We start from the raw sequence: 26,937 nt of genomic DNA, 5'->3' as shown, positions 1-26,937 counted from the left end.
CGTCGCAAAACAATGCTCGTCTAGCTCTTCCGTTCCCATTCCGCGAACAAAAGATGACGACGCTTCGAAATTTGCCGTGATCGTCTAACAGTTTGAGATAAAAGGTGAAATGTCAGCGTTGCGGCAAAATCATGGCAGCTGGAAAGCACTGCCACAATTTTAATCAGCAAGACCCTGGGCACGACGTCTAAAGTCGTGTGCAGGCATTCAGCAAGGTCAAACGCAAATATAACCGGTAGAGGCACTTGGAGCGCCCGTGCGTGCCCTGGGAAACGCTAAGCGACGCTCCAAGCCCTTGAATCTAGGCCGGTATTCTGACGACCACCTCGGCACTATCTCCGGCTTTTAGCTCGAAGGACGAAGATTTGGTCTTCGTGCCATTCACTTCAAGTGAGATGGCCCGGGCCTTTTTGTCGCGGACGACGCGTACTTTGATCTCGGCGCCCAGCATCTTCAGAGTTGCCGAATAGCCGTCCCAATGGCTAGGAAGTCTCGGCGTGAACTGGAGGCGCTGTCCGCGGCGCTCTATGCCGAGAATGCTCTCGACCGCGGCGCGATAAAGCCAGCCCGCCGACCCGGTATACCAGGTCCAGCCGCCTCGGCCGCCCTTGTCTTGCCCGGAATAAACATCGGCCGCGACGACATAAGGTTCCACGCGGTAGCGCTCCGCCGCGGCTTCATCGAGAGCATGGTAGACCGGATTGAGCATTGAAAGGCAGCGGTAGGCATCGTCGGTGCGACCCATCTCGGCCAGCGCAATGACGAACCATGTCGCCGCGTGCGTGTATTGGCCGCCGTTTTCACGGACCCCCGGCGGATAGCTCTTGATGTAGCCCGGGTCCTTTTCCGTCTTCGAGAAGGGCGGGGTGAACAGTTTGACGATGTTGAGGTCGTCGTCGACGAGCGCTTTCATCGCCTGCGCCATTGCCGTGGTCGACCGCGCAGGGTCGCCCTCGCCCGAAAGCACGCTCCAGGACTGGGCGATCGAATCGATCTTGCACTCGTCCGACTTGCGCGAGCCGAGCGGCGTGCCGTCGTCGAAGCTGCCGCGCCGATACCACTCGCCATCCCAGGCGGTGCTTTCCAGCGCCCGTTTCAGCACCTCGGCGTGCTTCGTCCAGGCCTGCACGCGCTTGGCATCGCGCTCAGCCTTGGCGACAGCGGCAAAGTCGCCCAGCGTCTTCAGCAGGAACCAGCCCAGCCACACGCTCTCGCCCTTGCCGTGCTCGCCGACGCGGTTCATGCCGTCGTTCCAGTCGCCGCCGAGGATCAGCGGCAGCCCGGCTGGGCTGCTGCGCTTGACGGCAAGATCGAGCGCCCGCGCGCAATGGTCGTAGAGCGAGGCTGTCTTCTTCGAGATTTCCGGGATGAAGAAAGCATCGTGCTCGCCTTCGCCCAGCGCCTGCCCTTCGATGAAGGGCAGTTGCTCCTTCAGGATCGCGGTGTCGCCGGTCACCAGCAGGTAGCGGGCCGTGGCGTGGGCCAGCCAGACCACGTCGTCCGAGATCATGGTGCGGACGCCGGCCTCGGTGCGCGGCAGCCACCAATGCTGCACGTCGCCTTCGGGGAATTGCCGCCGCGCCGCATTGAGGATCTGATCACGCGCCAGCTTGGGGTCATGCGCCAGCAAGGCCAAGGTATCCTGCAGCTGATCGCGGAAGCCGAAGGCACCGCTCGCCTGATAGAACGCCGAGCGGGCACGGATGCGGCAGGCCAGGCTCTGATAGGGCAGCCAGTGATTGACCATGGCGTCGAGTGCCTTGTCCGGCGTCTCGACCTGGATGGTGTCGAGAAAGCCGCGCCATGTGCGCTCGTTGTCGGCCAGCCGCTGATCGAAGTCCCTGGAGCGATGGGTCTGCACCAGCGCGCTGGCCGCCTCGGGCGAGGCCGCGTCGCCGAGCAGCCAGAGCAGCGTGACGTCGCCGCCGGCAGCGATGTCGATGTCGCGTGCGATGGCCGCGCAGGGATCGTCGCCGGCCTCGACCCGGCCGGACAGGCCGGCGCCGCTCAGCACGGCATGCGGAAACTCGCTCGTGCCTTGCCTGCCGATGAACTCGCCGCGGTCGGCGGTGACCGAATGCACAGCACCGTCGGCGGCCAGAAAGGCGATCCGCTCGCCGAAATCGAGCCCATAGGGATTTTGCGCCAGCAATGCGCCGGTTGCGGCATCCCTCGACGGAACGATGCTTGCAGCGGTGCGCGAGCGATGGCCGCCAAGAACCCATTCCGCATAGGCGTAGACGCGCAGCCGCATCGGCACCGAACCCGAATTCTGGATGCGCAGCCGCGATATCTTCACCGGATCGACGGGATCGACGACATGGGTCAGGTCCATCGACAGCGGCCCGCGTTTTGAGCGGAACGTCGAAAAACCCTGCCCGTGCCAGGTTTCGTAGGTCATTGTCGGATCACGCACCACGGCAGCCATTGGCGAGAACGCCCTGCCACTGGCGTGATCGTAGATGTAGATGCCCTCGCCCGGCCGGTTGGTGACCGGATCGTTCGACCATGGCGTCAACTGATAGTCGCGGCTGTTGCGGCTCCAGGTGAAGGCAGCGCCTTCAGCCGAAATATGGAACCCGAACGATGGGTTGGAGATGACGTTGATCCACGGCTGCGGCGTCGTGCGCCGGCCGGCAAGACGCACGACGTAGTGGCGTCCGCCGCCGTCGAAGCCGCCGAAACCGTTCCATTGGTCGAGCCCGCTGCCGTCGACGCGGCCCTCGATCAGTGCCTGAGCGGCCGATGCTTGCGACGTCGGCACAGGCAAGGACGGCTCGCGAAGCGCTGCAAGGTCTGCCGGCTGGAGGGCGGCGTCCCGCGCCTGCAATGCCGCGGCCTCGGCGCGCTCGATCTGGTCGAAGATGGTGCCGTTGCGCGTATGCAGCACCACCCGAGCGACGGCGAGCAAGGTCCTGTAGGTCGTTTCCTCCATCAGATCGCGGCGCACCGCGAAGATGTGCTGGCGGGGTCCGAGCTCCTTGCCGCGCAACCGGCTGTTTTCGCACAGCGTCTCCACCGCGCGCTGCAGGTCCTGCACGTAGGATGACGCCTGCTCGTTGACGACGACAAAGTCGATCATCATGCCGCGGGCGCGCATGTATTCCTGGAAGCGAAGCGCCTGGGCGACGATCTCCAGATCGGCGACATCGGCGATCCTGACCAGGAAAATCGGAAAATCGCCGGATATGCTGGTCGGCCACAGGCTGGACTGCCTGCCGAGCCCGGAGACGATGGATTCGCCCGGAAGGCGCAGGAACGGATCGGGATAGATCAGATAGCGCGCCAGTTTCTGCACATTGGCGGCGTCGGACAGGCTGAGGCCAAGGTGCCGGGTCTGCACCTGCGAGCGCGTCCAGGCGAGCATCGCCTGGCGGGCGAAGCTTTCGGGATGGTCGAGCCGTGCGATGGCGGCATCCAATTCGGCGCGATGGGTACCGACGACGGTCCAGAACGTCAGCGAAATCTTCTTGTTGGCCGGCACGCGCACCTGCCGGCGAAGCGATGCGATCGGATCCAGGGTAAAGCCGGAATGGCCGCCAAGCTTGGCGCCGGGATCAAAGGCCGCCGCTTCGGTGATGGTGCGGCCGCGGCCGATGAAGGCGCGCCTGTCGGTTTCCGCCTCGGCGTCTCGCGCCGATCCAGACGGGTCGGTGACGAAATGCACCATGGTGACGTCGGGTTCGTCCTTTTCGCGCTTGCGCCTGGTGGCGAAGATCGCGCCGTTGTTCGGCGCGATTTCGGTTTCCACGAACATCTTCGAAAAAGCCGGATGGGCATTATCCGAGGGCTCGGAGCCCAGCACCAGTTCGGCAAACGAGGTTACTTCGATATGCCGGTCGGCGGGGCCATCATTGTGGAGCGTCACCCGTCGGCCCTCACCATTGCCTTCCGAGATGACGATGCACTCGACTTCCGAACGCAGCGATCCAATCGATTTGACGAAGCTCGCCTTGTCGTCGGAGAACAGCGTCTGCGCACGCTCGCCGGCGGCGCGCTTCGGCTCGGCGGTGGCCGACCACCAGTCGCCGTTGCTGGCGTCGCGCAGGAAAACATAGGAACCAAGGCGGTCCTCGGTCGGATCCGGCTGCCAGCGCGTGACGGCAAGTTCGCCCCAGCGGCTGTAGCCGGAGCCGGTGGCGGTCACCATGACCGAATAGCGGCCATTGGACATGACACTGGTCGAGCGCAGCGCCTTGAGCGGATCGAGCACGATGCGGGTATCCGGGCTTTCCAGCTCGGTCTCGTCCTTCGAGCGCTCGTCGGCCTCGGTCCTGACGGTCGCAGTCGGGATGTCGCGCGGCGCCCGTTCCTGCAGCAGCAATTCGGCCGACTCGATCACCGGATCGCTGTGGAAGCGGTCGCGCAGGCGCCCTTCGAAGATCGCATCGGCAACTGCGGCAATCGACATGCCGGAGTGGTGGGCCATGTAGTTGAGCACGACGGCGTGGTCGGTGCCCTCGGGGACGCGTTGCGGCGTGAAATCCACCGCATCGTAAAAACCGTGCCGGCCCAGTGCGCCCAGCCGCCTCAGCCTGGCCAGGTTCTGCACGGATTCATGCGGCGTGAACTGCGCTGCCAGCACGGTCGCGTAAGGCGCGATCACCGTGTTTTGGCCAAGGCCGCGCTTCAGGCCGAGCCCGGGCACGCCGAAATTGGTGTACTGGTAGGTCAGTTCACGGTCGCGGGCGTTGTAGGCCGCTTCCGAAATCCCCCAGGGAACGTTCTTCGAACGGCCATACTGGATCTGGCGCTTGATGATGAGCTTGCTGGTCTGGTTGAGAATGCTGCCTTGCGGCTCCTTCATCACCAGCGGCGGCATCAGATATTCGAACATCGAGCCGGACCAGGACATCAGTGCGCCCTGGAAGCCGATCTCGACGATCGGCCGGCCGAGCCGGAACCAGTGCTCGGTCGGCAAATCGCCCTTGGCGATGGCGAACAGGCTGGTCAGCCGCGCCTCGGACGCCAAAAGGTCGTAGCAGCTTTCGTCGAGCTGATGCTCCTCGACCCGGTAACCGATCGACAGGAGCTTGCGCTCGGGCCGCATCAGGAACGAGAAATCCATCTCGAAGGCGAAGCGGCGCGTGCGCTCGCGCAAGGTCAGAAGCTTGGCCCGCAACGCCGCGACCGCGTTTTCGTCGCTGTGCGCGTCGTGCACATGCGCCTCGCAGGTGGCTTCGAGCCTGGCCGCCCAATCGGCGATGGTGTCGCTCTGGGTCGACGCGGCCTCGGTGTGGATGGCTGTCGCGAGCTTGCGTATCTCGCCGGCCAGGACGGCCAGGTTGATGGTACGGATCGACGCCATCTCCGGCTGCGCCTTGATCAATTCGACGGCCCGCCGCATGCCGTCGAGACGGTCGGCGAGCCGCTGGCGCAAGGGCCGCAATTGACGCCGGTCGTCGGGCAGTTCCTCAAGGCTTTCGTCGAGGATGGTGACGGTGTCGAGGATGCCTTCGAAGTCGCCCTGCACATGCACCGACGGCGCTTCGGCCCATTCGGCGCAGGCAGCGGCCACGGCCACCAGATGGCCGGCGAGATTGCCGCTGTCGACCGCCGAAATGTACAGCGGGTAGAGCGGCTTCAGGGTCGTCGTGTCATACCAGTTGAAGAGATGGCCGCGGTCGCGCGGCATGCTCTCGATGGTCGACATGGTCGCGTCGATGCGGTTGACGGCGTCGGAGAGGCTGATCCAGCCGAAATCGCGTGCCGAAATCACCGACAGCAGGTAGACGCCGATATTGGTCGGCGAGGTGCGGGGCGCCACAACGGGGGCCGGGCTTTCCTGGAAATTGTCCGGCGGCAGATGGTGATGCTCGGCCGTCACGAAGGTCTCGAAATAGTGCCATGTACGCCGCGCCACGGTGCGCAGCGCGTGAATGTCGGCGGCCGATATGCGCAGGCGGTCCTCGGTTTCGGCCGAACGGCTGATCCAGCAGGCGATGGCGGGCGAGCCGATCCAGAACAAGGCAAAGAAGAAGGCGACGAAAGCGCCGGTGGAATCGGCCAGCACCGGCACGGCGAGGCCGACGACGCCGATGATCACGGCGCCGTACATGATGCTATAGTAGGAGCCGAGATCGTTGTCGCCGCCCTTGTGTGCCTGCGAGGCGGTGCGCCATTCGAGCAGGTTCTGGCGGCTGACGAACAGGCGGTAGAGCGTGCGGATGATCGCGTCGCCCATCATCCAGGCAAGATGCGCCATCAGCACGATCTTCAGCGCCACCAGGGCGGTGCCGAAGGCAACGTCGCGTGCCAGTGCCGAGAAATGGCCGCGCGGCGTCTGATCGCCGCTCTTCGGCAGGATGGCGTTGACGATGTCGAAAGTGGGCGCCATGAACAGCGTAAGGATCAGCAGCGCCTGCCATTGCGCGGCCTGCGTGAAGGGCAGCAGCGTCCAGCCGGCGATCGCGGCCATCACCCAGAAGATCGGCGTCACCGAGCGGCGCAGATTGTCCACCATCTTCCAGCGCGACAGCGCCGGCACGTTTGAGCGCGGGCCGAGGATGAAGCCCAGAAGCTGCCAGTCGCCGCGTGCCCAGCGATGGTGGCGCGACGCGTCGACCGAATAGCGGGTCGGATAGTCCTCGACCAGTTCGACGTCGGTGACCAAGGCCGAGCGCGCCAGGGCGCCTTCGAGCAGATCATGGCTGAGGATGGTGTTTTCCTCGATGCGACCCTTCAGCGCCGCCTCGAAGGCGTCGACATGGTAAAGACCCTTGCCGGTGAAGGAACCGTCGCCGAAGATGTCCTGGTAGAGGTCCGACACGGCAAAGACGTACGGATCGAGCCCGCGATTGGCGGAAAAGACACGCTGAAAGAACGACGCCTCGTCGCCACTGGTCAGCGACGCGGTGATGCGCGGCTGCAGGATGGAATAACCTGCCGTAACCTCGCGCCGTGCGACATCGAAATGCGGACGGTTGAGCGGGTGGCAAAGCTTGCCGGCCAGCGCAGCGACGGCGTCGCGGGTGGTGCGGGTGTCGGCGTCCAACGTCATCACGTGGACGACGCTCTCCGGCAATGGCACTTCCAACGGCAGGAAGGTGGTGTCGCTGTCGCCGCGCAGCAGAAGGTTCAATTCGTGCAGCTTGCCGCGCTTGCGCTCCCAGCCCATCCAGACGCCTTGCGACGCGTTGTAGAGCCGGCGCCGATGCAGCAGATAAAAGCGCGGCGCCCCTTCCGAGTCCGAGGGATAGCGGGCGTTCAGCCTGGCGATTTCGGCGCGGGCGAATTCGAGGATTTCGACGTCCGCCGTGTCGATCTCGGTCTTGGAGTCCGGCCAGTCGGAAAGCAGCGCGAAATAGACTTCGCCCGCCGTGTTGGCGAGGTGATGCACCTCGATGTTGCGGATGTTCTCCTCGACATCGTCGCGCGAGCCGATCAGCGACGGCACCACCACCAGCGTGCGCGCCTCGGGCGGCACACCGTGCCTGAAATCATAGCCGATGAGACGCGTCGGCTTCAAAAACAGCGAGACGACGGTGTTGAAGAACGCGAGCGCGCCTTCGCTGGCCGGCACCGCGAACAGGGCCAGCATCAGGACGATCGACGGCACCGACAGCCCGAGATTGGCAAGCGCATTGCCGGAAACGACCAGAAGCAGGACCGTCAGCGCAAACACCGGCACGACGATGCCCAGCCATCCGGTCTTGCGGAAGGTCCGGTTGAGCCTCTTGCCGATGGTCGGCCGATAGCCGATCGACCGCTCGAGCTCCTGCCGGCGCGGGCCGACCAGAAAGAAGCCGACGTCGGTGTGAGCGATCGGACCGTTTTCGGAGCCCGGTGCATCGGCAGCATGGCCGGCGAGCTCGATCGCCCTTTCGGCAACGCGAAATTCGGAGAGATCGGAACGGCGCGCCAGTTCCTCGATCGCAGTCCGGTATTGGTCGCGCGAAAAGAAATCGAGCGCGGCGAAATCGGTGCGTTCGCGCAGCAAGGTGTCGATGCGGCTGACGCCCTCGAACCACACCGTCCAGTCGATGTCGTTGATCAGGCGCAGGCCGCGGATGATGTTGCCGGTGGTCACGTTGCCGCTGGACAGCGTGTGGTGCTCGCTGAGGATGATCTCCTCGGCGTCGGAGCCGGTCCTTTCCAGCTCGCCCTCCAGCCATTCCAGCGCCCTGCCGGCATTTTGCGAGCCGTCACGCAGCCGGTAGAGCAACTGGGTGGCGAAGGTGGTGTCCTGCGCATGGGCGCTGTAGTGGGAAAGTATCGCCTGCCGGTCGGCGCTGTCGTCCGTCGCCAGCACACGGTCGGCGACCTCGTTGGCGATCTGGCGCAGTTCCCGCGTGCGATTGACGCGGACCGCGATCCGGCGAAGGTTCTCGATCAGGACGAAGCGCAGCAGCGACGGCAGCGCCCATAATTCGCCGATCTTCAGCGGCTCGACGGACTGGAAGCCTTCGACGATCGCCTTGAACATGGCCGACGAGACGGAACTGTCGGAATGCGCGACATAGGTCCACGCGACCGCCAGGGCGCGCGGCACGCTGGATCCATCCGACAGTTTCAGCGTCGGCAACTGGCGGTAGAAGCGGCGCGGCAGGTCGCGCTTGACCTGAAAAATGGTCTCCTCGACCAGGTAGTTGTTATCCAGCAGCCACTGCGCCGCGGGCGTGATCGTTTCGCCCCTCGCCTGGGCAGCGTTCGTGGAACGGTAGACATCGAGAATTTTCCTGGCGCTGTCGCGGATGCGCGCCTGAAAATCGAAAGGCGTCAGACCGAACAAGTCCTTGGCATCGCCATTGGCAAGGGCTGCGCCCAAAGCGCGCAGCCGATCTTCCGGCAGGAAATTGGAGCGTATCGGCTCGTCGGTGACAGCCGGGAAGCTGGCGCTCGTCTTTTCGATCTGTGCGAGATTGGTCTGGATATTCATCTAAGGTTCCGTGTTGGGGACGCAGTGCGGCATCACCGCCACGGCAATGTCCCTAAAACCGGTCCAAATGCAATTGGTTGCATCGCAACACTTGGCCGAAAGTTTGTTTCCGCACCACGACAAGATGCCGTCTTTCGACAACTTCCAGGCGAGCACTATGAGCATCGTTTCGGCTTCTGATCGGCGGAAGATTCAGGCTTTTTCGTGATGCAGCGACCAGCTTACGCGATATTTGGCCGGCGTCACGATCATGTTTGGAAACAGACGTTAATCGTTGCCGGCAATGCGGTCGATGCGGATCACGAACAGCATGGCCGGCCGGACCGGATCCAGGCGCAGTTCCGGCACTTGCGCCCCGGGCAACAGCGCGTCGAGCGGGCGAAGTTGCATGGGCGCCGCGCCGACCACGCTGAGTTCGCCGTCGACGCACAGGATGAGTGTTTCATCGGCTTCGGCCTGGATCTCCGTCGGAGCCGAAATCAGCAGGCGCTCGACCGTGTGGATCGCCCGGGCGCGGCGGGTCATGACGTTGAGGTCGGTGATCGGACCGGCGATCAGCGTGGCTTGCGTCGGCACGTCGGCCGGAAAGGCAAGCGGTGCGGAAGCCTTGGTGATTTCGACCGGTAGCCGGCCGGCGATGCCGAGGATCATGCCCTCGCCTTCCAGCAGGGCCAAGGTCCGATCGACGCCGGCGAAGCCGGAGAACGGCCCGCCGCCCTCGACCAGCGCCATCGAGACGCGCCAGTCGAAATCGTCGAGCCCGGCACCTGGCGGCGAGACGGCAATCTCCGTCGTCACCCCGCCGCCGTTCTTCCACGGCATCGACCGGTATTCGGCTGCCCGAAGGATGCGCAAGGCGCGGCTCAGCCCAAAATGCCGGGCAGGTTGAGCTGGTTCTCCCGGGCGCACTCGATCGCGATGTCATAGCCAGCATCGGCGTGACGCATGACGCCGGTCGCCGGATCGTTCCACAGAACCCGCTCCAGGCGCTTGGCCGCCTCGGGCGTGCCGTCGGCGACGATGACCATGCCGGCATGCTGCGAAAAGCCCATGCCGACGCCGCCGCCATGGTGCAGCGACACCCAGGTGGCGCCGGACGCGGTGTTGAGCAAGGCATTGAGCAACGGCCAGTCGGAGACGGCATCGGAGCCGTCCTTCATCGCCTCCGTCTCGCGGTTCGGCGAGGCGACCGAGCCGGAATCGAGGTGATCGCGGCCGATGACCACCGGCGCTTTCAGTTCGCCCCTGGCGACCATCTCGTTGAAGGCGAGGCCGAGCCGGTGGCGATCGCCAAGCCCAACCCAGCAGATGCGCGCCGGCAGGCCCTGGAAGGCGATGCGCTCACGCGCCATGTCGAGCCAGTTGTGCAGATGGGTGTTGCCGGGGGTCACCTCGCGCACCTTGGCGTCGGTCTTGTAGATATCCTCGGGATCGCCGGAAAGCGCTGCCCAGCGGAACGGGCCGATGCCGCGGCAAAACAGCGGACGGATGTAAGCCGGCACGAAACCCGGGAAGGCAAAAGCATTCTCGAACCCCTCCTCCTTCGCCACCTGGCGGATGTTGTTGCCGTAGTCGAGCGTCGGCACGCCGGCGTTCCAGAACGCCACCATCGCCTCGACATGCTCGCGCATCGACGCGCGGGCAGCTTTTTCGACGGCCTTCGGGTCGGAGGTGCGTTTCTCGCGCCAATCGGCCAGCGACCAGCCCTTGGGCAGATAGCCATTGAGCGGGTCATGCGCCGAGGTCTGATCGGTGACGATGTCGGGGCGCACGCCGCGCCGCACCAGTTCCGGCAGGATGTCGGCGGTGTTGCCGACCAGGCCAACCGATTTCGCTTCACCGGCTTTGGTCCAGCGCTCGATCTTTTCGAGCGCCTCGTCAAGGGTGTCGGCGCGCTCATCGACATAGCGGGTGCGCAACCGGAAATCGATGCGGTCGGGATCGCATTCGACGGCCAGGCAGCAGGCGCCGGCCATGACCGCGGCGAGCGGCTGGGCACCGCCCATGCCGCCGAGGCCGCCGGTCAGGATCCATTTGCCCCTGAGATTGCCGCCATAGTGCTGGCGGCCGGCTTCGACGAAGGTCTCGTAGGTGCCCTGCACGATGCCTTGCGTGCCGATGTAAATCCACGAGCCGGCCGTCATCTGGCCGTACATCATCAGGCCCTTTTTATCGAGCTCGTTGAATTTCTCCCATGTCGCCCAGTGCGGCACGAGATTCGAGTTGGCGATCAGCACGCGCGGGGCGTCAGGATGAGTGCGGAACACGCCGACCGGCTTGCCCGATTGCACCAACAACGTCTCGTCGTCGCCAAGCGTCTTCAGCGAGGCAACGATGCGGTCGAAATCGTTCCAGGTGCGCGCCGCCCGGCCGATGCCGCCATAGACCACCAACTCGTTGGGGTTTTCGGCGACGTCTGGGTCGAGATTGTTCATCAGCATGCGCAACGGCGCTTCCGTCAGCCAGGTGCGGGCGTTGAGCTCGCTGCCGCGCGGGCTGCGCACTTCACGGATGTTGTGGCGAGGATCGGTCATGATTGTCCCTTTCGAGTGAGGTGCACCGCGCGTCAGCGTTCGGCCCAGGCGATCGCGGTTTCCAGGATCTTCTTCAGCGTGACGCGGATCGGCGCCGCGAATTCGGCCTCGTAAGGCACCGGCCAGTTAGCCGGTTCGCCCTTGCCTTCGGGCTCGCGCATATAGCCGCGGTTGGAGAGTTCCATCTGCAGCGCGTGGACGCCGGCTTGCGGCTGGCCGAAATGGCGCGTGATCCAGCCGCCCTTGAAGCGGCCGTTGACGACGTAGCTCTCGCCGGTTTCGGCGAGGATCTGGCCAACCGTCGCTTGCAGCGTCGGATCGGCGCTCTTGCCGTCATTGGTGCCGAGATTGAAGACCGGCAATTTGCCTTCGAAAAGGCGCGGCAGCACCGAGCGGATCGAATGGCAGTCATAGACGACGACCTTCCTATGCAAAGCGCGCAGCCTGTCGATCTCGGCCTGCAGAGCGGCATGATAGGGTACGAAGAATTTTTCGCGGCGCTCGTCGATCTCCGACGGTCCCGGCTCTTCACCCTTGCGGTAGAGCTGATCGCCGTCAAAGGTCTCTGTCGGGCAGAGCCCGGTCGTCGTCTGGCCGGGATAGAGCGAAACGCCGGACGGGTCGCGGTTGACGTCGACAACGGTGCGCGAAATCGCCGTATGCACGACCGTCGCGCCGAGGCTCTCGGCGAAGTCATAAAGCTTGTCGATCCACCAGTCGGCGTCACGGCGGCCGAGCCAGGGCGAGACCAGCCGGCTGTCGAGGCCGGCGAGATCGATGCCGGTATGCGGGATCGAAACCAGCAGGGGTGCTGTGCCTTGGGTGACGGTGAGCCAGGAGCGTGAGGTCATCGGAAGTCTCCGCGCGACAGAACGCGACCTTGCAATCGTCCGTGAACACCGGCCTCGCTTTTTGCCGGTCGCAACGCATTTTGTTCTTGCTTTGTGCCGGCAGCTATGCTACTAAATTCGGTATGGTGCTGATTCGGCCCGACGACCCGCCTTTGAGGCGGGTTTTTTGTTTCTGGATTTGAAAGTTTCGGTGTTGCCGGGCTGAGGTTGGCGGGACAGCGCCCCCCTCTGTCCTGCCGGACATCTCCCCCTCTAGTGGGGAGATTGGCAGCTTCGGCGCCTCGCTCAGTCCTGCAACGCTGGAGATTGGCGAAAGCCGAGACGACAGCCAATCTCCCCCCTGGAGGGGGAGATGTCCGGCAGGACAGAGGGGGGCGCGACAGAACGCGGCCTGTGACGGTGAACCGTCTCACGACGTCACCCCCGGCAGCTTTACCGCGCTTGCCGCTTCGACCGCCGCGCCGCTGCGTATCATGGCGATGGCCTTCTCCATGTCGGGGTGGAAGTGCCGGTCGTTGTCGAGATGGGGCACCTCTGCCCTGACCAGCCGGCGCACCGCCTCCAGTGCCGCGCTCGAGGCCAGCGGTGCGTGGAAATCGCAGCCTTGCGCGGCGGCCAGCAATTCGATGCCGATGACGGCCGTCGCATTCTCGACCATGCCGATGAGGCGGCGCGCGCCATGCGCCGCCATCGAGACGTGGTCTTCCTGGTTGGCCGAGGTCGGGATCGAATCGACGCTGGCCGGATAGGCCTTTTGCTTGTTTTCAGAAACCAGTGCTGCCGCCGTGACCTGAGGGATCATGAAACCGGAATTCAGACCCGGCTTGGGCGTGAGAAACGCCGGCATGCCCGACAGCGCCGGGTCGACCAGCATGGCGATGCGCCGCTCCGACAGCGAGCCGATCTCGCAGACGGCGAGTGCGATCATGTCGGCGGCGAAGGCGACCGGCTCGGCATGGAAATTGCCGCCCGAAAGTGCGGAGTCGTCCTCGGCAAAGATCAGCGGATTGTCGGTGACGCCGTTGGCCTCGGTGCCGAGCGTCTCGGCGGCCTTGCGGAGCACGTCGAGTGCTGCGCCCATCACCTGCGGCTGGCAGCGCAGGCAATACGGATCCTGCACGCGCTCGTCGCCGACGCGGTGCGATTCACGGATGGCGCTGCCGGCCATCAAATTGCGCAACGCCTCGGCCGTCTCGATCTGGCCGCGATGTTTCCTGAGCAGATGGATGCGTGGATCGAACGGAGCGTCGGAGCCCTTGGCGGCATCGGTCGACAGCGCGCCGGCGACCAGTGCCGACTGGTAGAGCACTTCCGCCTCGAACAAAGCGGCAAGCGCATAGGCGGTCGAAAACTGGGTACCGTTGAGCAGCGCCAGGCCTTCCTTGGCGCCCAGTGTCACCGGCTCCAGGCCGTGCGAAACGAAGGCGACCTTGGCGGGAAAGCGGCCATGCGGGGTAAAGCACTCGCCGACGCCGATCATCACGGCGGTCATGTGCGACAGCGGCGCAAGGTCGCCGGAAGCGCCGACCGAGCCTTGCGCCGGCACCACGGGGATAACGTCGTTGGCCAGCATCGCCTCGATCAGCTCGATCGTCCGCGGCCGCACGCCGGAGGCGCCCTGTGCCAGGCTGGCCAGCTTCAGCGCCATCATCAGCCGGCAGATTGCGACGGGCATCGGCTCGCCGACGCCGGCGGCATGAGACAGCACGATATTTCGCTGCAACGTTTCCAGATCGGCGGCGGGGATGCGGACGCTGGCCAGCTTGCCGAAGCCGGTATTGATGCCATAGACCGGCTCGCCCTTGGCAACGATCCTGGCGACGGCCTCGGCGCTGGCCTTGATCTTCGGCCGACAGGCATCGTCGAGCCTCAGTGCGGCGCCGCGATAGATGGCGCGCCAATCGGCCAGCGTGGCATTGCCCGGCCTTAGCTTGAGTTCGGTCATTGTCCCCTCCAGATGCGGGCATGCAGCGGGTTGAAGCCCATGCGGTAGACGAGTTCGGCCGGGCGCTCGACGTTCCAGATCGCCAGATCGGCGGATTTTCCGGCCTCCAGCGTGCCGGTCTGTCCAAGCAGCCCGAGCGCGCGGGCAGCCTCGCGGGTAACGCCGGCAAGGCATTCATCGACGGTCAGGCCGAACAACGTCGCGGCCATGTTCATGGTCAGCAGCAGCGAGGTCAGCGGCGACGTGCCGGGATTGTTGTCGGTGGCAACGGCCATCCTGACGCCATGCTGGCGAAACAAGGCGATCGGCGGCTTCTTGGTCTCGCGGATGAAGTAGTAGGCGCCGGGCAGGATGGTCGCCACGGTTCCGGCCTTCGCCATCGCCGCCGCACCGGCCTCGTCGGTGTATTCGAGGTGGTCGGCCGATAGCGCACCATAGCGCGCCGCAAGTTCGGCGCCGTGCAGATTGGACAGCTGGTCCGCATGGAGCTTGACCGGCAGGCCCGCAGCCTTTGCGGCATCGAACACGCGGGCGATCTGCTCCGGCCAAAAGGCAATGCCTTCGCAAAAGCCGTCGACGGCATCGGCCAGGCCCTCGGCAGCGACGGCCGGCAAAATCTCGTTGGCGACAAGATCGATAAAAGCGTCCTTGTCGCCTTTTGCTTCGGGCGGCAGTGCATGAGCACCGAGGAAAGTGGTCCTGACCGTCACCGGCCGCTCACCGCCGAGCCGTCGTGCGGCGCGCAGCGACTTCTTCTCGTTTTCGAGGTCGAGACCGTAGCCGGATTTGATCTCGACGGTGGTGACGCCTTCGGCGATCAGCGCATCGAGGCGCGGCAGCGACTGGGCGACCAGCTCGTCCTCGCCGGCGGCGCGCAGTGCCTTGACCGAGGAAACGATGCCGCCGCCGGCCTTGGCAACCTCTTCATAGGTAGCGCCGGCCAGCCGCATCTCGAATTCATTGGCACGGTTGTCGGCGTGAACCAGATGGGTGTGGCAGTCGATCAGGCCGGGCGTAATCCAGCGGCCTTCGCAGTCGGTCGCCTCGGCGTCTTTGCCAAGTGCTCTGGGGCGGAGCGCTGCCGGCATGTCGGCTTCCGGCCCGGCATAGACGATCCGGCCATTGCGCACGGCGATTGCACCGTGCTCGACAACGCCTGACCCGGGGCTGCTTTCGGCCATGGTCGCGAGGCGCGCATTGCGCCAGAGGCGAACCTCCCCTGCCCGGCTTTTGCTCTCTGCAGCCATCATCTTTTCCGTTTCAATAGGTGACGATTATGTATATACATATGAAAAGGCACTGCAAGCGCTATCATCGCACGGCAGACCGGGATTTGGAGAAAAACGTGACAGCAATCTTTGCAGAACAGGCGCTTCTGCCCGACGGCTGGCACAGCAATGTGCGGATCGTCATCTCCGACGGCAGGATCGCCACGGTCGAGGCGAATACCTCGCTCCTGCCCGGCGACGAGCGCCGTGCCATCCTTTTGTCCGGCATGCCGAACCTGCACAGCCATGCCTTCCAGCGCGGCATGGCCGGCCTTGCTGAATTGCGCGGCCCTTCCGCCGACAGTTTCTGGAGCTGGCGCGAGGTGATGTACCGTTTCGCGCTGTCGATGACGCCGGACCAGGTCGAGGCGGTCGCGGCCCAGCTTTATGTCGAGTTGCTGGAGGCCGGGTTCTCGCGCGTCGGCGAGTTTCACTATCTCCACCACGACCGTGATGGCCGGCCCTATGCTGACATCGCCGAGATGGCGCAGCGCATTGTTGCCGCAGCGTCCGAGACAGGCATCGGGCTGACTTTGCTGCCCGTGTCCTACGCGCATTCCTCTTTCGGCGGCGCTGCGCCAAATGAAGGCCAGCGCCGGTTCATCAACGATGTGAACCAGTTCTCGCGCCTTGTTGACAAATGCCGAGACTCCATTCGCGCGCTGAATCAAGGCGTCGTCGGCGTCGCCCCGCACAGCCTGCGTGCCGTGACACCGGAGGAACTGGAAGACATCACGGTGATGGCGCCGGAGGGGCCGATCCACATCCACATCGCCGAGCAGATGAAGGAGGTCGAGGACTGCCTTGCCTGGTCCGGGGCGCGGCCGGTCGAATGGCTGCTTGCCAACGCCAAGGTCGACCGGCGCTGGTGTCTCATCCACGCTACGCACATGACCGAGACCGAGACGGTGCAAATGACGAAAAGCGGCGCCGTTGCCGGCCTCTGCCCGATCACCGAGGCCAATCTCGGCGACGGCACCTTTGCCGCGTCCTTGTTCATGCAGCATGGCGGCCGCTTCGGCATCGGCTCGGATTCAAACGTACTGATCGGCCTGCCGGACGAGTTGCGGCAGCTCGAATATTCGCAGCGCCTCGCCCACCGCGCCCGCAACGTGCTGGCGGTGGCCGGTGGCTCGACCGGCCGTGCTTTGTTCGATGCAGCGCTCGATGGTGGCAGTGCCGCGTTGGGCGCCGGCCTCTCGCAGATCGCAGCAGGTGCCTCGGCCGATTTCGTCTCGCTCGACGGCAAGCATCCATCGCTGGCCGGCAAGACGGGCGATGCAATCCTTGATGCCTGGATTTTTGCCAACGGCACCAAGGTCGATTGCGTCTGGGTGCATGGCAAGAAACTGGTCAGCGGCGGCATCCATGCCAGGCGCGATGCCATCGCCGAGCGCTTCCGCAAGGTGATGACGGCGCTTTCGGCATGAGCATGATCGGGACAATAAGCGCGGATTCCGGAAGCGCGGACGGCGGCGAGGTTCTTTCGCTGCACCAGCGCATCCTGTCGGACATCAGCGAACGGATCCTGTCGGGTGCCTGGGCGCCCGGCCACCGCATTCCGTTCGAGCATGAACTGACGGCCGAATACAATTGTTCGCGCATGACAGTGAACAAGGCGCTGTCGCAACTGGCCAAGGCCGGGCTGATCGAGCGCCGGCGTCGCTCCGGCAGTTTTGTCCGCCGGCCGCAGTCGCAGGCAGCCGTTCTCGAAATCCACGACATCCGGATCGAGGTCGAGGCACTTGGCCTGCCCTACCGCTATGAGCGCATGGCGCGAAACAGAAGGCGCAGCAGCGCCGACGACCGCGCCCTGCTGGAACTCGACGTCGCCGGGCCGGTGCTGGTGCTGGAATGCCGGCATTTCGCCGGCAAGCGGCCGTTCGCCCACGAGCAGCGGCTGATCAACCTGGCTGCCGTGCCGGAGGCCGCCGAAGAGGCGTTTTTCGACACGGCGCCCGGTCCGTGGCTGATCGGCCGTGTGCCGTGGAGTGCCGCCGAGCATCGCATTCGCGCGGTTGCCGCCGAACAGCACATCGCGGCGGCGCTCGACATCGAGACCGGCGCGCCGTGCCTGGTGATCGAGCGGCGGACATGGAGCGCCGAGCACCCCGTCACCCATGTCCGCTTCACCTATGCGGCAGAAAACCACACGCTGGTGGCGCGGTTCACGCCGTCGCAGGGGTAAACCCTCCCCCTTGAGGGGAGGGTCGCGGAGCAAATTGCCGCATGGCGGCATTTTGTGACGCGGGGTGGGGTCGGTGCGACCTCGCCGACCCCACCCCGTCTCGCAGTCTCCGCTTCGCTTCGACTACTCGCCGACCCTCCCCTCGAGGGGGAGGGTTAGGAGCCGCCTCTCAAATCGCCCCGGTAACAATAATCTCGACCAGATATTCCGGTCCGGCAAGTTTCGCTTCGCCAGTGGCGCGGGCCGGCGTGTTGCCTTGCGGTACCCATTTGTCCCACTCCGCGTTCATCTCGGCAAAGGTGCTCATGTCGGCCAGCCAGATGATCGCCTGCAGGATCTTGGTTTTGTCGGTGCCGGCCTTGGCCAGCAATTCGTCGATAGCCGCCAGAATGTCCCTGGTCTGGGCGCCGACGTTTCCGCCCGGCTTGCCGACCTGACCGGCCAGATAGACGGTGTTGCCGTGGATGACGATCTGGCTCATGCGCGGGCCCACATCGATGCGACGAATGCTCATTGGATATTCCTTCTCTTGTCCGGCTTTCTCTTGTCGGCTGCGCCTGTTTAGGATCGGGATACGTTTCGGGCAAGGCCGCTCGAGCGGAACCGCTTGAGCCAAGCCAAAGCAGACAACATGACGGCCCGGCCGCAATTCCGCCCGATTGGCTTGTTGACTAATGTAATAACATCACATATCGAATCCGCCCCTGCAGCACCGATCGTCGCCCCATGGATCGTCACATGAGCCAAACCTGCCTGACCTTCCGCGACCTGACGCTGGGCTACAACAGCCATCCTGCGGTCCACCACCTCGATGGTACGATCCGCAAGGGGTCGTTGACGGCGGTCGTCGGCGCCAACGGCTCCGGCAAATCAACGCTGATGAAGGGCATCGTCGGCGTCCTGAAGCCGATGGCCGGCACGGTGATCCGGGCGCCCGGCGTACGCGCCGCCTATCTGCCGCAGCAATCGGAGCTCGACCGCTCCTTTCCGGCCCGGGTCGTCGACCTGGTTTCGCTTGGCCTGTGGCCGCGGCGCGGCATGCTCGGCCGCTATACAAGGGAAGACCGCGACTCGGTCAGCAAGGCGCTGATGGCCGTCGGCCTAGGCGGTTTCGAGAAGCGGCCGATCGACACATTGTCGGGCGGCCAGCTGCAGCGCACGCTGTTTGCCCGCGTGCTGTTGCAGGATGCCGAGCTCATCCTGCTCGACGAGCCGTTCAACGCCGTCGATGCCAAGACGGTCGGCGACCTGATCGCGCTGATCAAGCGCTGGCACGGCGAGGAACGCACGATCATGGTTGTGGTCCACGATCTCGATCTGGTGCGGCAGAATTTCCCCGAAACACTGCTCCTGGCGCGCCAGCCGATCGCCTGGGGCGAGACCAAAGAGACGCTGCGGCCTGAGAATCTGTTGCGCGCGCGCCGCTTCCACGAAGCCTGGGAGGACAACGCGCCATGGTGTGAGCCCGGCGAGCATGATCACGAGCACGGTGGCCACGAGCACAGCCATGACCACGAGCACTATCACGGCTCCGGGCCGAGGGCAGCATGATGGAGGTGCTTTACGGTCTGTTCGTCGCTCCTTTCGCCGACTACGCCTTCATGCAGCGGGCGCTTGCCGGTTCGATGATGCTGTCGCTCGGCGCCTGCCCGGTCGGCGTGTTCCTGATGCTGCGGCGCATGAGCCTGTCCGGCGATGCCATGGCGCATGCCATCCTGCCGGGTGCCGCCGCCGGCTTCCTGTTCTATGGCCTGGAGATCCTGCCGATGACGATCGGCGGACTGATCGCCGGCATCATCGTGGCGCTCGGCGCCGGCGCCGTCTCGCGCTTCACCATCCAGCGCGAGGACGCCTCGATGGCGGCCTTCTACCTGATTTCGCTGGCCATCGGCGTGCTCATGGTGTCGATCCGCGGCTCCAGCGTCGATCTCATGCATGTGCTGTTCGGCACCGTGCTGGCGCTCAACAACGAGGCGCTGACGCTGATCGGCGGCATCGTCGTGGTGACGCTGGTCAGCCTCGCCACCTTCTGGCGGGCGCTGGTCGCCGAATGCCTCGACCCTTTGTTCCTGCGCTCGGTCAGCCGGATGGGCAGCCCGGTGCATTTCATCTTTCTCGGCCTCGTCGTGCTCAACCTCGTCGGCGGCTTCCAGGCACTCGGCACCTTGCTGTCGGTCGGGCTGATGATGCTGCCGGCGGCGGCGGCCCGCTTCTGGACCTCGCGCGTCGAGCCGATGTGCGTGCTGGCCACAGTAATCGGCTTTGCCTCCTGTATTGCCGGGCTGCTGTTGTCCTACCATGCGTCATTGCCATCCGGCCCGGCCATCATTCTGTCCGCCGGCGTCGTCTATTTCGCCTCGATCCTGTTCGGCACGCGCGGCATCCTGCGCGCCCGCATCGTCCATCACCGCCACAGAACTGCCTGATCCCAACAAAGGAGAACCTAGTCCATGCTGAAATCGATCCGCGCCGCTTTGGCCGTGAGCGTTATAACATTAACCGCCTTTGGCGCATCTTCGGCCTTCGCAGAGCCTTTGAAGGTGGTCGCCAGCTTCACGATCATCGCCGATTTCGCCAAGAATGTCGGCGGCGACCGCATCGATCTGACCACCATCGTCGGGCCTGACGGCGACGCCCACGTCTACGAGCCGAGCCCCGCCGATGCTGTGACGATGGCCAAGGCCGACATCGTGCTGGTCAACGGCCTGCATTTCGAAGGTTTTCTGCAGCGCCTGGTCGACGCCAGCGCCACCAAGGCTTCGATTGCCGTGCTGACCAAGGGGGTCACGCCGATCAATTTCAAACCCGAATTCGCCGAGGCCGATGCCGCCGAAGGCGCGGAAACCGATGGCGGCAAGACGGTCACCGATCCGCATGCCTTCCAGTCGATCGCCAATGCCAAGATCTATGTGAAGAACATCGCCGACGCCTTTTGCACGGCCGACGCTGCGGGTTGCGACAGCTACAAGGCCAACGCAGCCGCCTATACGCAGAAGCTCGAGGCGCTTGAGGGCGAAGTGCAGGCGGCGATCCAGTCGATCCCGCAGGAGAAGCGCGTCGTCATCACCTCGCATGACGCCTTCGGCTATTTCGAGCAGGCCTACGGCTTGACGTTCCTGGCCCCGGAAGGCGTGTCGACCGAGTCGGAGCCCTCCGCCGCCGACGTCGCCAAGCTGGTCAGCCAGGTGAAGCAGGACAAGGCGGCGGCGATCTTCGTCGAGAACATCACCAACCCGCGGCTGATCGAGCAGATCGCCAGCGAGACCGGCATCAAGGTGGGCGGCACGCTCTATTCCGATGCGCTGTCGCAGCCCGACGGCCCGGCCGCGACCTATATCGACCTGATGCACAATAACATCGCCCAGATCAAAGGCGCGATCCTCGGCAGCTGAGCTGTCTAGTCACTCCATCCGGTCGGGCTGAAATTGCCCGGCCCGATTTCTATCTAATGGCGGTTGCCGACCGGGTCCGGGAGTGGCAAGACTGCCGCTAGCCAGATTGTGAGGACCCCAGCCATGGAATACCGTCAGATCAGCGAGGACTATTCGGTCTCCGGCCAGATCCAGCCCGAAGATGTCGCGACCATCAAGGCCGCCGGCTTCAAGAGCGTGATCTGCAACCGGCCGGACGACGAGCAGCCCGGCCAGCCATCGGCCGACACCGTCAAAGCGGCGGTCGAGGGCGCCGGGCTCGCCTTCCGCTACATCCCTGTCATCAGCGGCCAGATCACGGCCGAGAATGTCGAGGACCAGGCCGAGGCACTGGATGAGCTTGATGGCCCGGTCTTCGCCTATTGCCGTTCCGGCGCCCGCTGCACCAATCTCTATGGGCTGATCAAGCAGTCGAAGGGGTGAGAGGCCTCACGTTCCGAGCGGAGGAAGTCAAGTTCCGCACTGTGGCGATCCTTCACACCCCCCTCTGTCCTGCCGGACATCTCCCCCTCAAGTGGGGAGATTGGATGTCGCGTTGGCTTTCGCCAATTTTCAGCGTTGCGGAGTGGGCAGCGAGGTCAGAGCTGCCAATCTCCCCACTTGAGGGGGAGATGGCCGGCAGGCCAGAGGGGGGTGCTGTCCTGGGTGCTGTCCCTCCGCCATATCTAACGAAAAGCCGTCTGGGCTAAATCGGCAGCGCGCCGGTTTCCTTCAATGTCTCGAGCACGATCGCCGTCTTCACATGCTGCACCGATTCGTGCGGCAGCAGCACACCGTTGACGAATTCCGACAGCGACTTCAGGTCCGGCGTCACCACTTTCAATATATAATCCATCTCGCCGGTCAGCGCGTGCGCTTCCTGCACTTGCGGCAGCCGCGCCACCAGTTCGCCGAAACGCCGCGCATTGTCGCGGTTGTGGGTGGCGAGCGTCACCGAAATGACGTTGACCAGGGAAAAGCCGAGTTTGTCGCGGTCGAGCACCGCCCGGTAGCCCTTGATATAACCGTCCTCCTCCAGCCGCTGGCGACGGCGCGAGCATTGCGACGCCGACAGGTTCACCCGTTCCGACAGATCGTTGTTGGTCAGCCGTGCATCGCCCTGCAACAGAGCCATTATCTTGCGGTCAAACTGGTCGATGCGCGCGTCATCCATGGATTTTTCCAAACATATGCACAATTCACGCATTATCTGATCATTTCAAGCGTTTGAATGCAAGCACCATGCACCGCGTCCGCGTTATCATTGTGTTGAGATGGCTTTTCCCGGCCAACAACAGCTTTGGAGGACACTGCCATGGGTCCCTTCCCGCACGACGCACCGCCCGCCACGATCAGCAAAACCAATCCCGCCGGTACCGACGGCTTCGAGTTCGTCGAATTCGCGCATGCCGAGCCGGAAAAGCTCGCCGAGTTGTTCACCCGCATGGGCTATGTGCCGGTGGCCAAGCACCGCAGCAAGGACATCACCGTCTGGCGACAGGGCGACATCAACTATGTCGTCAATGCCGAACCCGGCTCGCATGCCATGAAATTCGTCGACAAGCACGGCCCTTGCGCCGCCTCGATGGCGTGGCGGGTGGTCGATGCAAGGCATGCCTTCGATCACGCGGTGGCCAAGGGCGCGACGCCCTATGAAGGCAACGACAAGACGCTCGATGTGCCGGCGATCGTCGGTATCGGCGGGTCGCTGCTCTATTTCATCGAAACCTACGGCGAGAAGGGCTCGGCCTATGATGCCGAGTTCGACTGGCTGGGCGAGCGTGACCCGAAGCCGGAAGGCGTCGGCTTCTATTACCTCGACCACCTCACCCACAATGTCTATCGCGGCCAGATGGACAAATGGTGGGATTTCTATCGCGACCTGTTCGGCTTCAAACAGATCCATTTCTTCGACATCGACGGCAAGATCACCGGCCTGGTCAGCCGCGCCATCACCTCGCCCTGCGGCAAGATCCGCATTCCGCTCAACGAGTCCAAGGACGAGACCAGCCAGATCGCCGAATATCTGAAGAAGTATAATGGCGAGGGCATCCAGCACATCGCCGTCGGCACCGACGACATCTACGGTGCCACCGACAGGCTGGCCGCCAACGGCCTGAAGTTCATGCCGGGCCCGCCGGAGACCTATTACGACATGTCTTATGCCCGCGTGAACGGCCATGAAGAGCCGATTGAACGTATGAAAAAGCACGGCATCCTGATCGACGGCGAAGGCGTCGTCGACGGCGGCACCACCAAGATCCTGCTGCAGATCTTTTCCAGGACAGTGATCGGCCCGATCTTCTTCGAGTTCATCCAGAGGAAGGGCGACGAAGGTTTTGGCGAGGGCAATTTCCGCGCCTTGTTCGAGTCGATCGAGCAGGACCAGATCAAGCGCGGCGTGCTGAAGGTGGACGGCAAGGCAGCGTAGCCAACTCGGCCGAGGTGCCTTGTGGTTTGATCAATTATGACCTAAATTCTGGTCATAAGAGGTCTGACCATGAATGTTTCAATTGCCGAAGCCAAGGCCAAATTGTCGGAACTCGTCAGCCGCGCGGAAGCCGGCGAGGAGATCGTGCTCACACGCCACGGCAAGGCGGCGGCGCGTATCGTACCTCCGGCAGTGGCCGAACCCCTGCCGCGTATAGGCGCGTTGAAGGGCAAGATCTGGATTGCGGACGATTTTGATGAACTCGGTCCCGAGTGGGATGAGTACGTGAAATGACGGTCGGCCCGTTTCTCGCCGACACACACATCATCCTCTGGTCGATTTCGGACGATCGACGTCTTAGCGAGCACCACCGCGTCATTCTGGCTTCGGAAGCGGTGGTGTTCGCGAGCGCGGCAAGCGTCTGGGAAATTGCCATCAAACGTTCGATCAGAAAACTTAATGCGCCGGACGATCTGCCAGCGCTGCTTCCAAGGATGCAATTTCAGCCGCTCGCCGTAACCTTCCAGCACGCGAACGCCGTCGGCGGCCTACCCCACCACCATGGTGATCCGTTCGACAGACTTCTGATTGCGCAGGCGCAAGTGGAGAACCTCACCATCCTGACATCCGACCCGCATTTCGCTCGTTACGATGTGGCTTTGGCATGATTATCCAAGCAGTTGGTCTCGCAAGCCCAGCCGCTCAACCTCCGCTTTCCTGAGTTTCAGATCATAGCCGAGCAAGAACTCGTCGAGTTGCGGCGGTTTCACCGAGGTGCCGGATAGCATCGCGTGCACCTGGCCGCGATGATGGATGTCGTGGATGAAGAGATGGGCGAGCAGGTCACCGATCCGTTCCGGTATCATGCCGTCCTCGCGCCGGTCGGTGAGAACGCGGCGCTCGAGATCGTCCGCCGACAGGCGGCCGCAAAAGGCGATCAGCCGCCGATCGGCCTCCGCCTGTGCAACAAAAAGCGCCTTGGCATCATTGAACGGCACAAAATCGTCATGGGCGGCGGCGCCGACGCCGCCCTCTTCGAGAAAATCGAGATAGAGGTGATCGACCGCCAGGATGTGGTTCAGCGTTGCCTTGATCGACGGAAAGAAGCTCGTCCGTTCGGCTTCGAATTCGCCGGGCTCAAGCTGCAGCACGGCGCGGTAGAGCCGGTCGTTGGACCACAGATTGTTGGCTGCCATGCGCCGGAAATGGTTCAGCAGGTCCATGACTTCACGGCGCGACCCGGAATAGCGACACACCCGCCCATAGAAGCGCAAACCCAGCCAAAACAATCAGCAGCAGCCCGATCATGTGCCGCCGCATGGCTTGCGTTTCCTGGTCCAGCGCGACATTCGTGTTGGTGACGGTGTGAAACATCATCGCCTTGCGCGGAAAGCCGCTGCGGTTGGTCAGGCCTGGCGAGCGCGCCTCGATGCGATAGCTCAGGCGGATCGCCAGGATGAAGATCGCCAGCATGACAAGGGCCCAGACACCGCACAGCAGATAGAATGTCTCGCCCGTCATTCTCTTGCCCCCTCGTACTTCTCGACCCTCTGCTCGATGGCGCCGAAGATCGAATGCCCACCCCTGTCCTTCATCTCGATGCGCACGCTATCGCCAAAGCGCAGGAACGGCGTTTTCGGTTCGCCGGTTTCGATGGTCTCGATCATACGCAGCTCGGCGACGCAGGAATAGCCGGCGCCGCCCGCCGAGACAGGCTTGCCCGGCCCGCCGTCGAGCTTGTTGGAGACGGTGCCCGAACCGACGATGGTGCCGGTGGCCAGCGGCCGCGTTTTTGCGGCGTGAACAATCAGCGCCGGAAAGTCGAAGGTCATGTCGATGCCGGCGTTCGCCCGGCCGAACGGCTTGCCGTTGAGATCGACCAGCAGCGGCAGGCTGACCTTGCCGCCGTCCCAGGCATCGCCCAGCTCGTCCGGCGTCACCGCAACCGGCGAAAAGGCAGATGACGGTTTCGACTGGTAGAAGCCGAACCCCTTGGCGAGCTCGGGTCCGGTCAGGCCGCGCAGCGTTACATCGTTGACCAGCATGACCAGCCGGATCGCCGCCCGCGCCTCATCGAGGCTTGCGCCCATCGGCACATCGTCGACGATGACGGCGACCTCTCCTTCCATGTCGATGCCAAGGGTGTCGTCGACCATGCGGATCGGGTCGCGCGGTGCGAGGAAAGCGTCCGAGCCGCCCTGGTAGATCAGCGGATCGGTCCAGAAGCTTGCCGGCATCTCGGCACCGCGCGCCTTTCGCACCAGCTCGACATGGTTCACATAGGCCGAGCCGTCGGCCCATTGGTAGGCGCGCGGCAGCGGCGAATGGGCGTCGTGCTCGTGAAAGCGCGCGGACGGTACCGCATTGTTTTCCAACGATTCCGCCATGGCAGCGAGATGCGGGGCGATGCGATGCCAGTCGTCGAGCGCGGCCTGCAGCGTGCGCACCAGGAACGAAGCATCGGTAAACCGCGTCAGGTCGCGCGAGACGACGACGAGCTTTCCATCGCGCGTCCCGTCCTTCAATGTGGCAAGCTTCATGCGGTTTCCTCTCCTGGCGCAGCTTTGGCGCTGCTTAATTCCACAACAAGGCCGTCGCGGGCGATCGTCAAGTCGCCGGCCCATGTTTTCCTGACGGCGGCAATCCAGTCGGCCTCGCCGATCTCGGGATCGTCGGCGGGAATGAGGTGGTTGAGGACCAGTCTTTTGACGCCTGCCTCGCTGGCGATGCGGCCCGCTTCCTCGGCAAAGCTGTGGCTGGCAAGCAGGTGTTCCCTCAGCCTTGCGCCGTTGCCGGTCTTCGCGACCAGCCGCTCGATACCCTTTTCCAGCATGGCCTCGTGGACCAGGACGTCGGCGCCCTCGGCGAAATCCGCCAATGGCGGAAAGAACGCCGTATCCGACGAAAAGACGATGCCTTGCCCCGCATGATCGAAGCGCAGCGCAAAGCAATCCGTCACCGGCGGGTGGTCGACACGCAGCGCCGATATTTTGAGACCGCGCTCTTCCGCCACCTGGCCTTCACCAAACTCGACGATCGAAACCAGGTCGCGGATATCCGGCCTGCCTTCATCGGCGATGCGGATCTCGATGTCGAACTCCATCGCCTGGCAAAAGCGCTGCCAATAGTAGCCGGTGCCGGGCGGGCCGAACACGGCGACCTTTGTTGCCAGGCCGGCGGTCCAGGCGGTGTGGATGAGAGGTCCGAGTTCCACCACATGGTCGGAATGCAAATGCGTGATGAAGATGAGGTCGAGCGCCTTCAGGCTGACACGGGCATCGGTCAGCCCGCGCGTTACGCCCAGCCCGCAATCGACGACGAGGGTGCGGCCGCCAATCTCAAGCAGTGACGAACTCGGCCACGGCCCGCCCGGCCGCAGCGCCGGGCCACCCTTCGAACCCAGAAGCACCAGACGATCCATCATGCGACGGC

General features: G+C 64.0%; 21 protein-coding genes. 9 read left to right on the top strand and 12 right to left on the bottom strand.

The features are described from left to right. Window positions 1–301: 301 nt before the first annotated feature. From NKH99_RS07890 to hutI, 6 genes are all read right to left on the bottom strand, one after another. A complete protein-coding gene (locus tag NKH99_RS07890) occupies window positions 302–8,878 on the bottom strand; it encodes a glycoside hydrolase family 94 protein (protein WP_353013465.1) in 8,577 nt (2,858 codons plus the stop codon). Window positions 8,879–9,145: 267 nt separating this feature from the next. Then, window positions 9,146–9,733 (bottom strand): HutD/Ves family protein, encoded by a 588-nt coding sequence (locus NKH99_RS07885; protein WP_353013463.1) that lies wholly within the window; start codon window positions 9,731–9,733, stop codon window positions 9,146–9,148. Between the two features lie 8 nt (window positions 9,734–9,741). Continuing rightward, window positions 9,742–11,412, bottom strand: coding sequence for a urocanate hydratase (gene hutU / locus NKH99_RS07880; protein ID WP_353013461.1), 1,671 nt, complete (start codon window positions 11,410–11,412; stop codon window positions 9,742–9,744). Between the two features lie 32 nt (window positions 11,413–11,444). After that, a complete protein-coding gene (hutG, locus tag NKH99_RS07875; RefSeq protein ID WP_353013459.1) occupies window positions 11,445–12,263 on the bottom strand; it encodes an N-formylglutamate deformylase in 819 nt (272 codons plus the stop codon). Between the two features lie 409 nt (window positions 12,264–12,672). Further along, window positions 12,673–14,208 (bottom strand): histidine ammonia-lyase, encoded by a 1,536-nt coding sequence (gene hutH / locus NKH99_RS07870; protein WP_352881637.1) that lies wholly within the window; start codon window positions 14,206–14,208, stop codon window positions 12,673–12,675. Then, complete coding sequence (gene hutI / locus NKH99_RS07865; protein WP_352682120.1) at window positions 14,205–15,455, bottom strand: imidazolonepropionase; 1,251 nt, start codon at window positions 15,453–15,455, stop codon at window positions 14,205–14,207. The genes hutH and hutI overlap by 4 nt, the downstream gene beginning before the upstream one ends. 98 nt (window positions 15,456–15,553) lie before the next feature. On the opposite strand from hutI, the gene NKH99_RS07860 reads away from it, so the two are divergent. Both NKH99_RS07860 and hutC read left to right on the top strand, forming a co-directional pair. Then, a complete protein-coding gene (locus NKH99_RS07860) occupies window positions 15,554–16,906 on the top strand; it encodes a formimidoylglutamate deiminase (protein ID WP_352873199.1) in 1,353 nt (450 codons plus the stop codon). After that, window positions 16,903–17,664 (top strand): histidine utilization transcriptional repressor HutC, encoded by a 762-nt coding sequence (gene hutC / locus NKH99_RS07855; protein WP_353013456.1) that lies wholly within the window; start codon window positions 16,903–16,905, stop codon window positions 17,662–17,664. The genes NKH99_RS07860 and hutC overlap by 4 nt, the downstream gene beginning before the upstream one ends. A gap of 169 nt (window positions 17,665–17,833) precedes the next feature. Here hutC and NKH99_RS07850 read toward each other — a convergent pair whose 3' ends face one another. Then, window positions 17,834–18,178, bottom strand: coding sequence for a RidA family protein (locus tag NKH99_RS07850; protein ID WP_352836545.1), 345 nt, complete (start codon window positions 18,176–18,178; stop codon window positions 17,834–17,836). 224 nt (window positions 18,179–18,402) lie between these two features. Here NKH99_RS07850 and aztA point away from each other — a divergent pair, with 224 nt between their 5' ends. The 4 genes from aztA to NKH99_RS07830 all read left to right on the top strand — a co-directional run bounded on the left by aztA (window position 18,403) and on the right by NKH99_RS07830 (window position 21,518). Beyond that, window positions 18,403–19,215 (top strand): zinc ABC transporter ATP-binding protein AztA, encoded by an 813-nt coding sequence (aztA, locus tag NKH99_RS07845; protein WP_352836547.1) that lies wholly within the window; start codon window positions 18,403–18,405, stop codon window positions 19,213–19,215. Continuing rightward, complete coding sequence (aztB, locus tag NKH99_RS07840) at window positions 19,215–20,090, top strand: zinc ABC transporter permease AztB (RefSeq protein WP_352542391.1); 876 nt, start codon at window positions 19,215–19,217, stop codon at window positions 20,088–20,090. The genes aztA and aztB overlap by 1 nt, the downstream gene beginning before the upstream one ends. Window positions 20,091–20,114: 24 nt before the next feature. After that, complete coding sequence (gene aztC, locus NKH99_RS07835; protein WP_352473647.1) at window positions 20,115–21,056, top strand: zinc ABC transporter substrate-binding protein AztC; 942 nt, start codon at window positions 20,115–20,117, stop codon at window positions 21,054–21,056. Between the two features lie 123 nt (window positions 21,057–21,179). Further along, entirely contained in the window at window positions 21,180–21,518 is a 339-nt protein-coding gene (locus NKH99_RS07830; protein ID WP_352699058.1) for a protein tyrosine phosphatase family protein, read from the top strand. A gap of 262 nt (window positions 21,519–21,780) precedes the next feature. Here NKH99_RS07830 and NKH99_RS07825 read toward each other — a convergent pair whose 3' ends face one another. Then, entirely contained in the window at window positions 21,781–22,248 is a 468-nt protein-coding gene (locus NKH99_RS07825) for an Lrp/AsnC family transcriptional regulator (RefSeq protein WP_352525401.1), read from the bottom strand. A 141-nt stretch (window positions 22,249–22,389) separates the two neighbouring features. Here NKH99_RS07825 and hppD point away from each other — a divergent pair, with 141 nt between their 5' ends. The 3 genes from hppD to NKH99_RS07810 all read left to right on the top strand — a co-directional run bounded on the left by hppD (window position 22,390) and on the right by NKH99_RS07810 (window position 24,173). Beyond that, a complete protein-coding gene (gene hppD / locus NKH99_RS07820; RefSeq protein ID WP_353013452.1) occupies window positions 22,390–23,505 on the top strand; it encodes a 4-hydroxyphenylpyruvate dioxygenase in 1,116 nt (371 codons plus the stop codon). 69 nt (window positions 23,506–23,574) lie between these two features. Beyond that, entirely contained in the window at window positions 23,575–23,799 is a 225-nt protein-coding gene (locus NKH99_RS07815) for a type II toxin-antitoxin system Phd/YefM family antitoxin (protein ID WP_352473643.1), read from the top strand. Further along, the gene (locus tag NKH99_RS07810; RefSeq protein WP_352542356.1) at window positions 23,796–24,173 is read left to right on the top strand and encodes a type II toxin-antitoxin system VapC family toxin; all 378 of its coding nucleotides are present in this window, start codon (window positions 23,796–23,798) and stop codon (window positions 24,171–24,173) included. The genes NKH99_RS07815 and NKH99_RS07810 overlap by 4 nt, the downstream gene beginning before the upstream one ends. Here NKH99_RS07810 and NKH99_RS07805 read toward each other — a convergent pair whose 3' ends face one another. Genes NKH99_RS07805 through NKH99_RS07790 form a run of 4 tightly spaced genes read right to left on the bottom strand, consistent with a single transcriptional unit; the run spans window position 24,174 to window position 26,929 of the window. Continuing rightward, window positions 24,174–24,728: a DinB family protein gene (locus NKH99_RS07805; RefSeq protein WP_352542355.1), complete on the bottom strand. Its 555-nt coding sequence runs from the start codon at window positions 24,726–24,728 to the stop codon at window positions 24,174–24,176. It lies immediately after the preceding gene. A 4-nt stretch (window positions 24,729–24,732) separates the two neighbouring features. Continuing rightward, the gene (locus NKH99_RS07800; protein WP_352617748.1) at window positions 24,733–25,026 is read right to left on the bottom strand and encodes a hypothetical protein; all 294 of its coding nucleotides are present in this window, start codon (window positions 25,024–25,026) and stop codon (window positions 24,733–24,735) included. Next, window positions 25,023–26,045: a fumarylacetoacetate hydrolase family protein gene (locus NKH99_RS07795; protein ID WP_352682140.1), complete on the bottom strand. Its 1,023-nt coding sequence runs from the start codon at window positions 26,043–26,045 to the stop codon at window positions 25,023–25,025. The genes NKH99_RS07800 and NKH99_RS07795 overlap by 4 nt, the downstream gene beginning before the upstream one ends. Then, window positions 26,042–26,929 carry an MBL fold metallo-hydrolase gene (locus tag NKH99_RS07790; RefSeq protein WP_353013449.1) on the bottom strand — a complete coding sequence of 296 codons (888 nt, stop codon included), beginning with the start codon at window positions 26,927–26,929 and terminating at the stop codon, window positions 26,042–26,044. The genes NKH99_RS07795 and NKH99_RS07790 overlap by 4 nt, the downstream gene beginning before the upstream one ends. Window positions 26,930–26,937: the final 8 nt, after the last annotated feature.

The sequence above is a fragment of the Mesorhizobium sp. M0854 genome, assembly GCF_040319815.1.
Taxonomy (GTDB): Bacteria; Pseudomonadota; Alphaproteobacteria; order Rhizobiales; family Rhizobiaceae; genus Mesorhizobium.
Note: the sequence above shows the minus strand (reverse complement) of the source record. Positions and strands in the feature narration are given on the sequence as shown.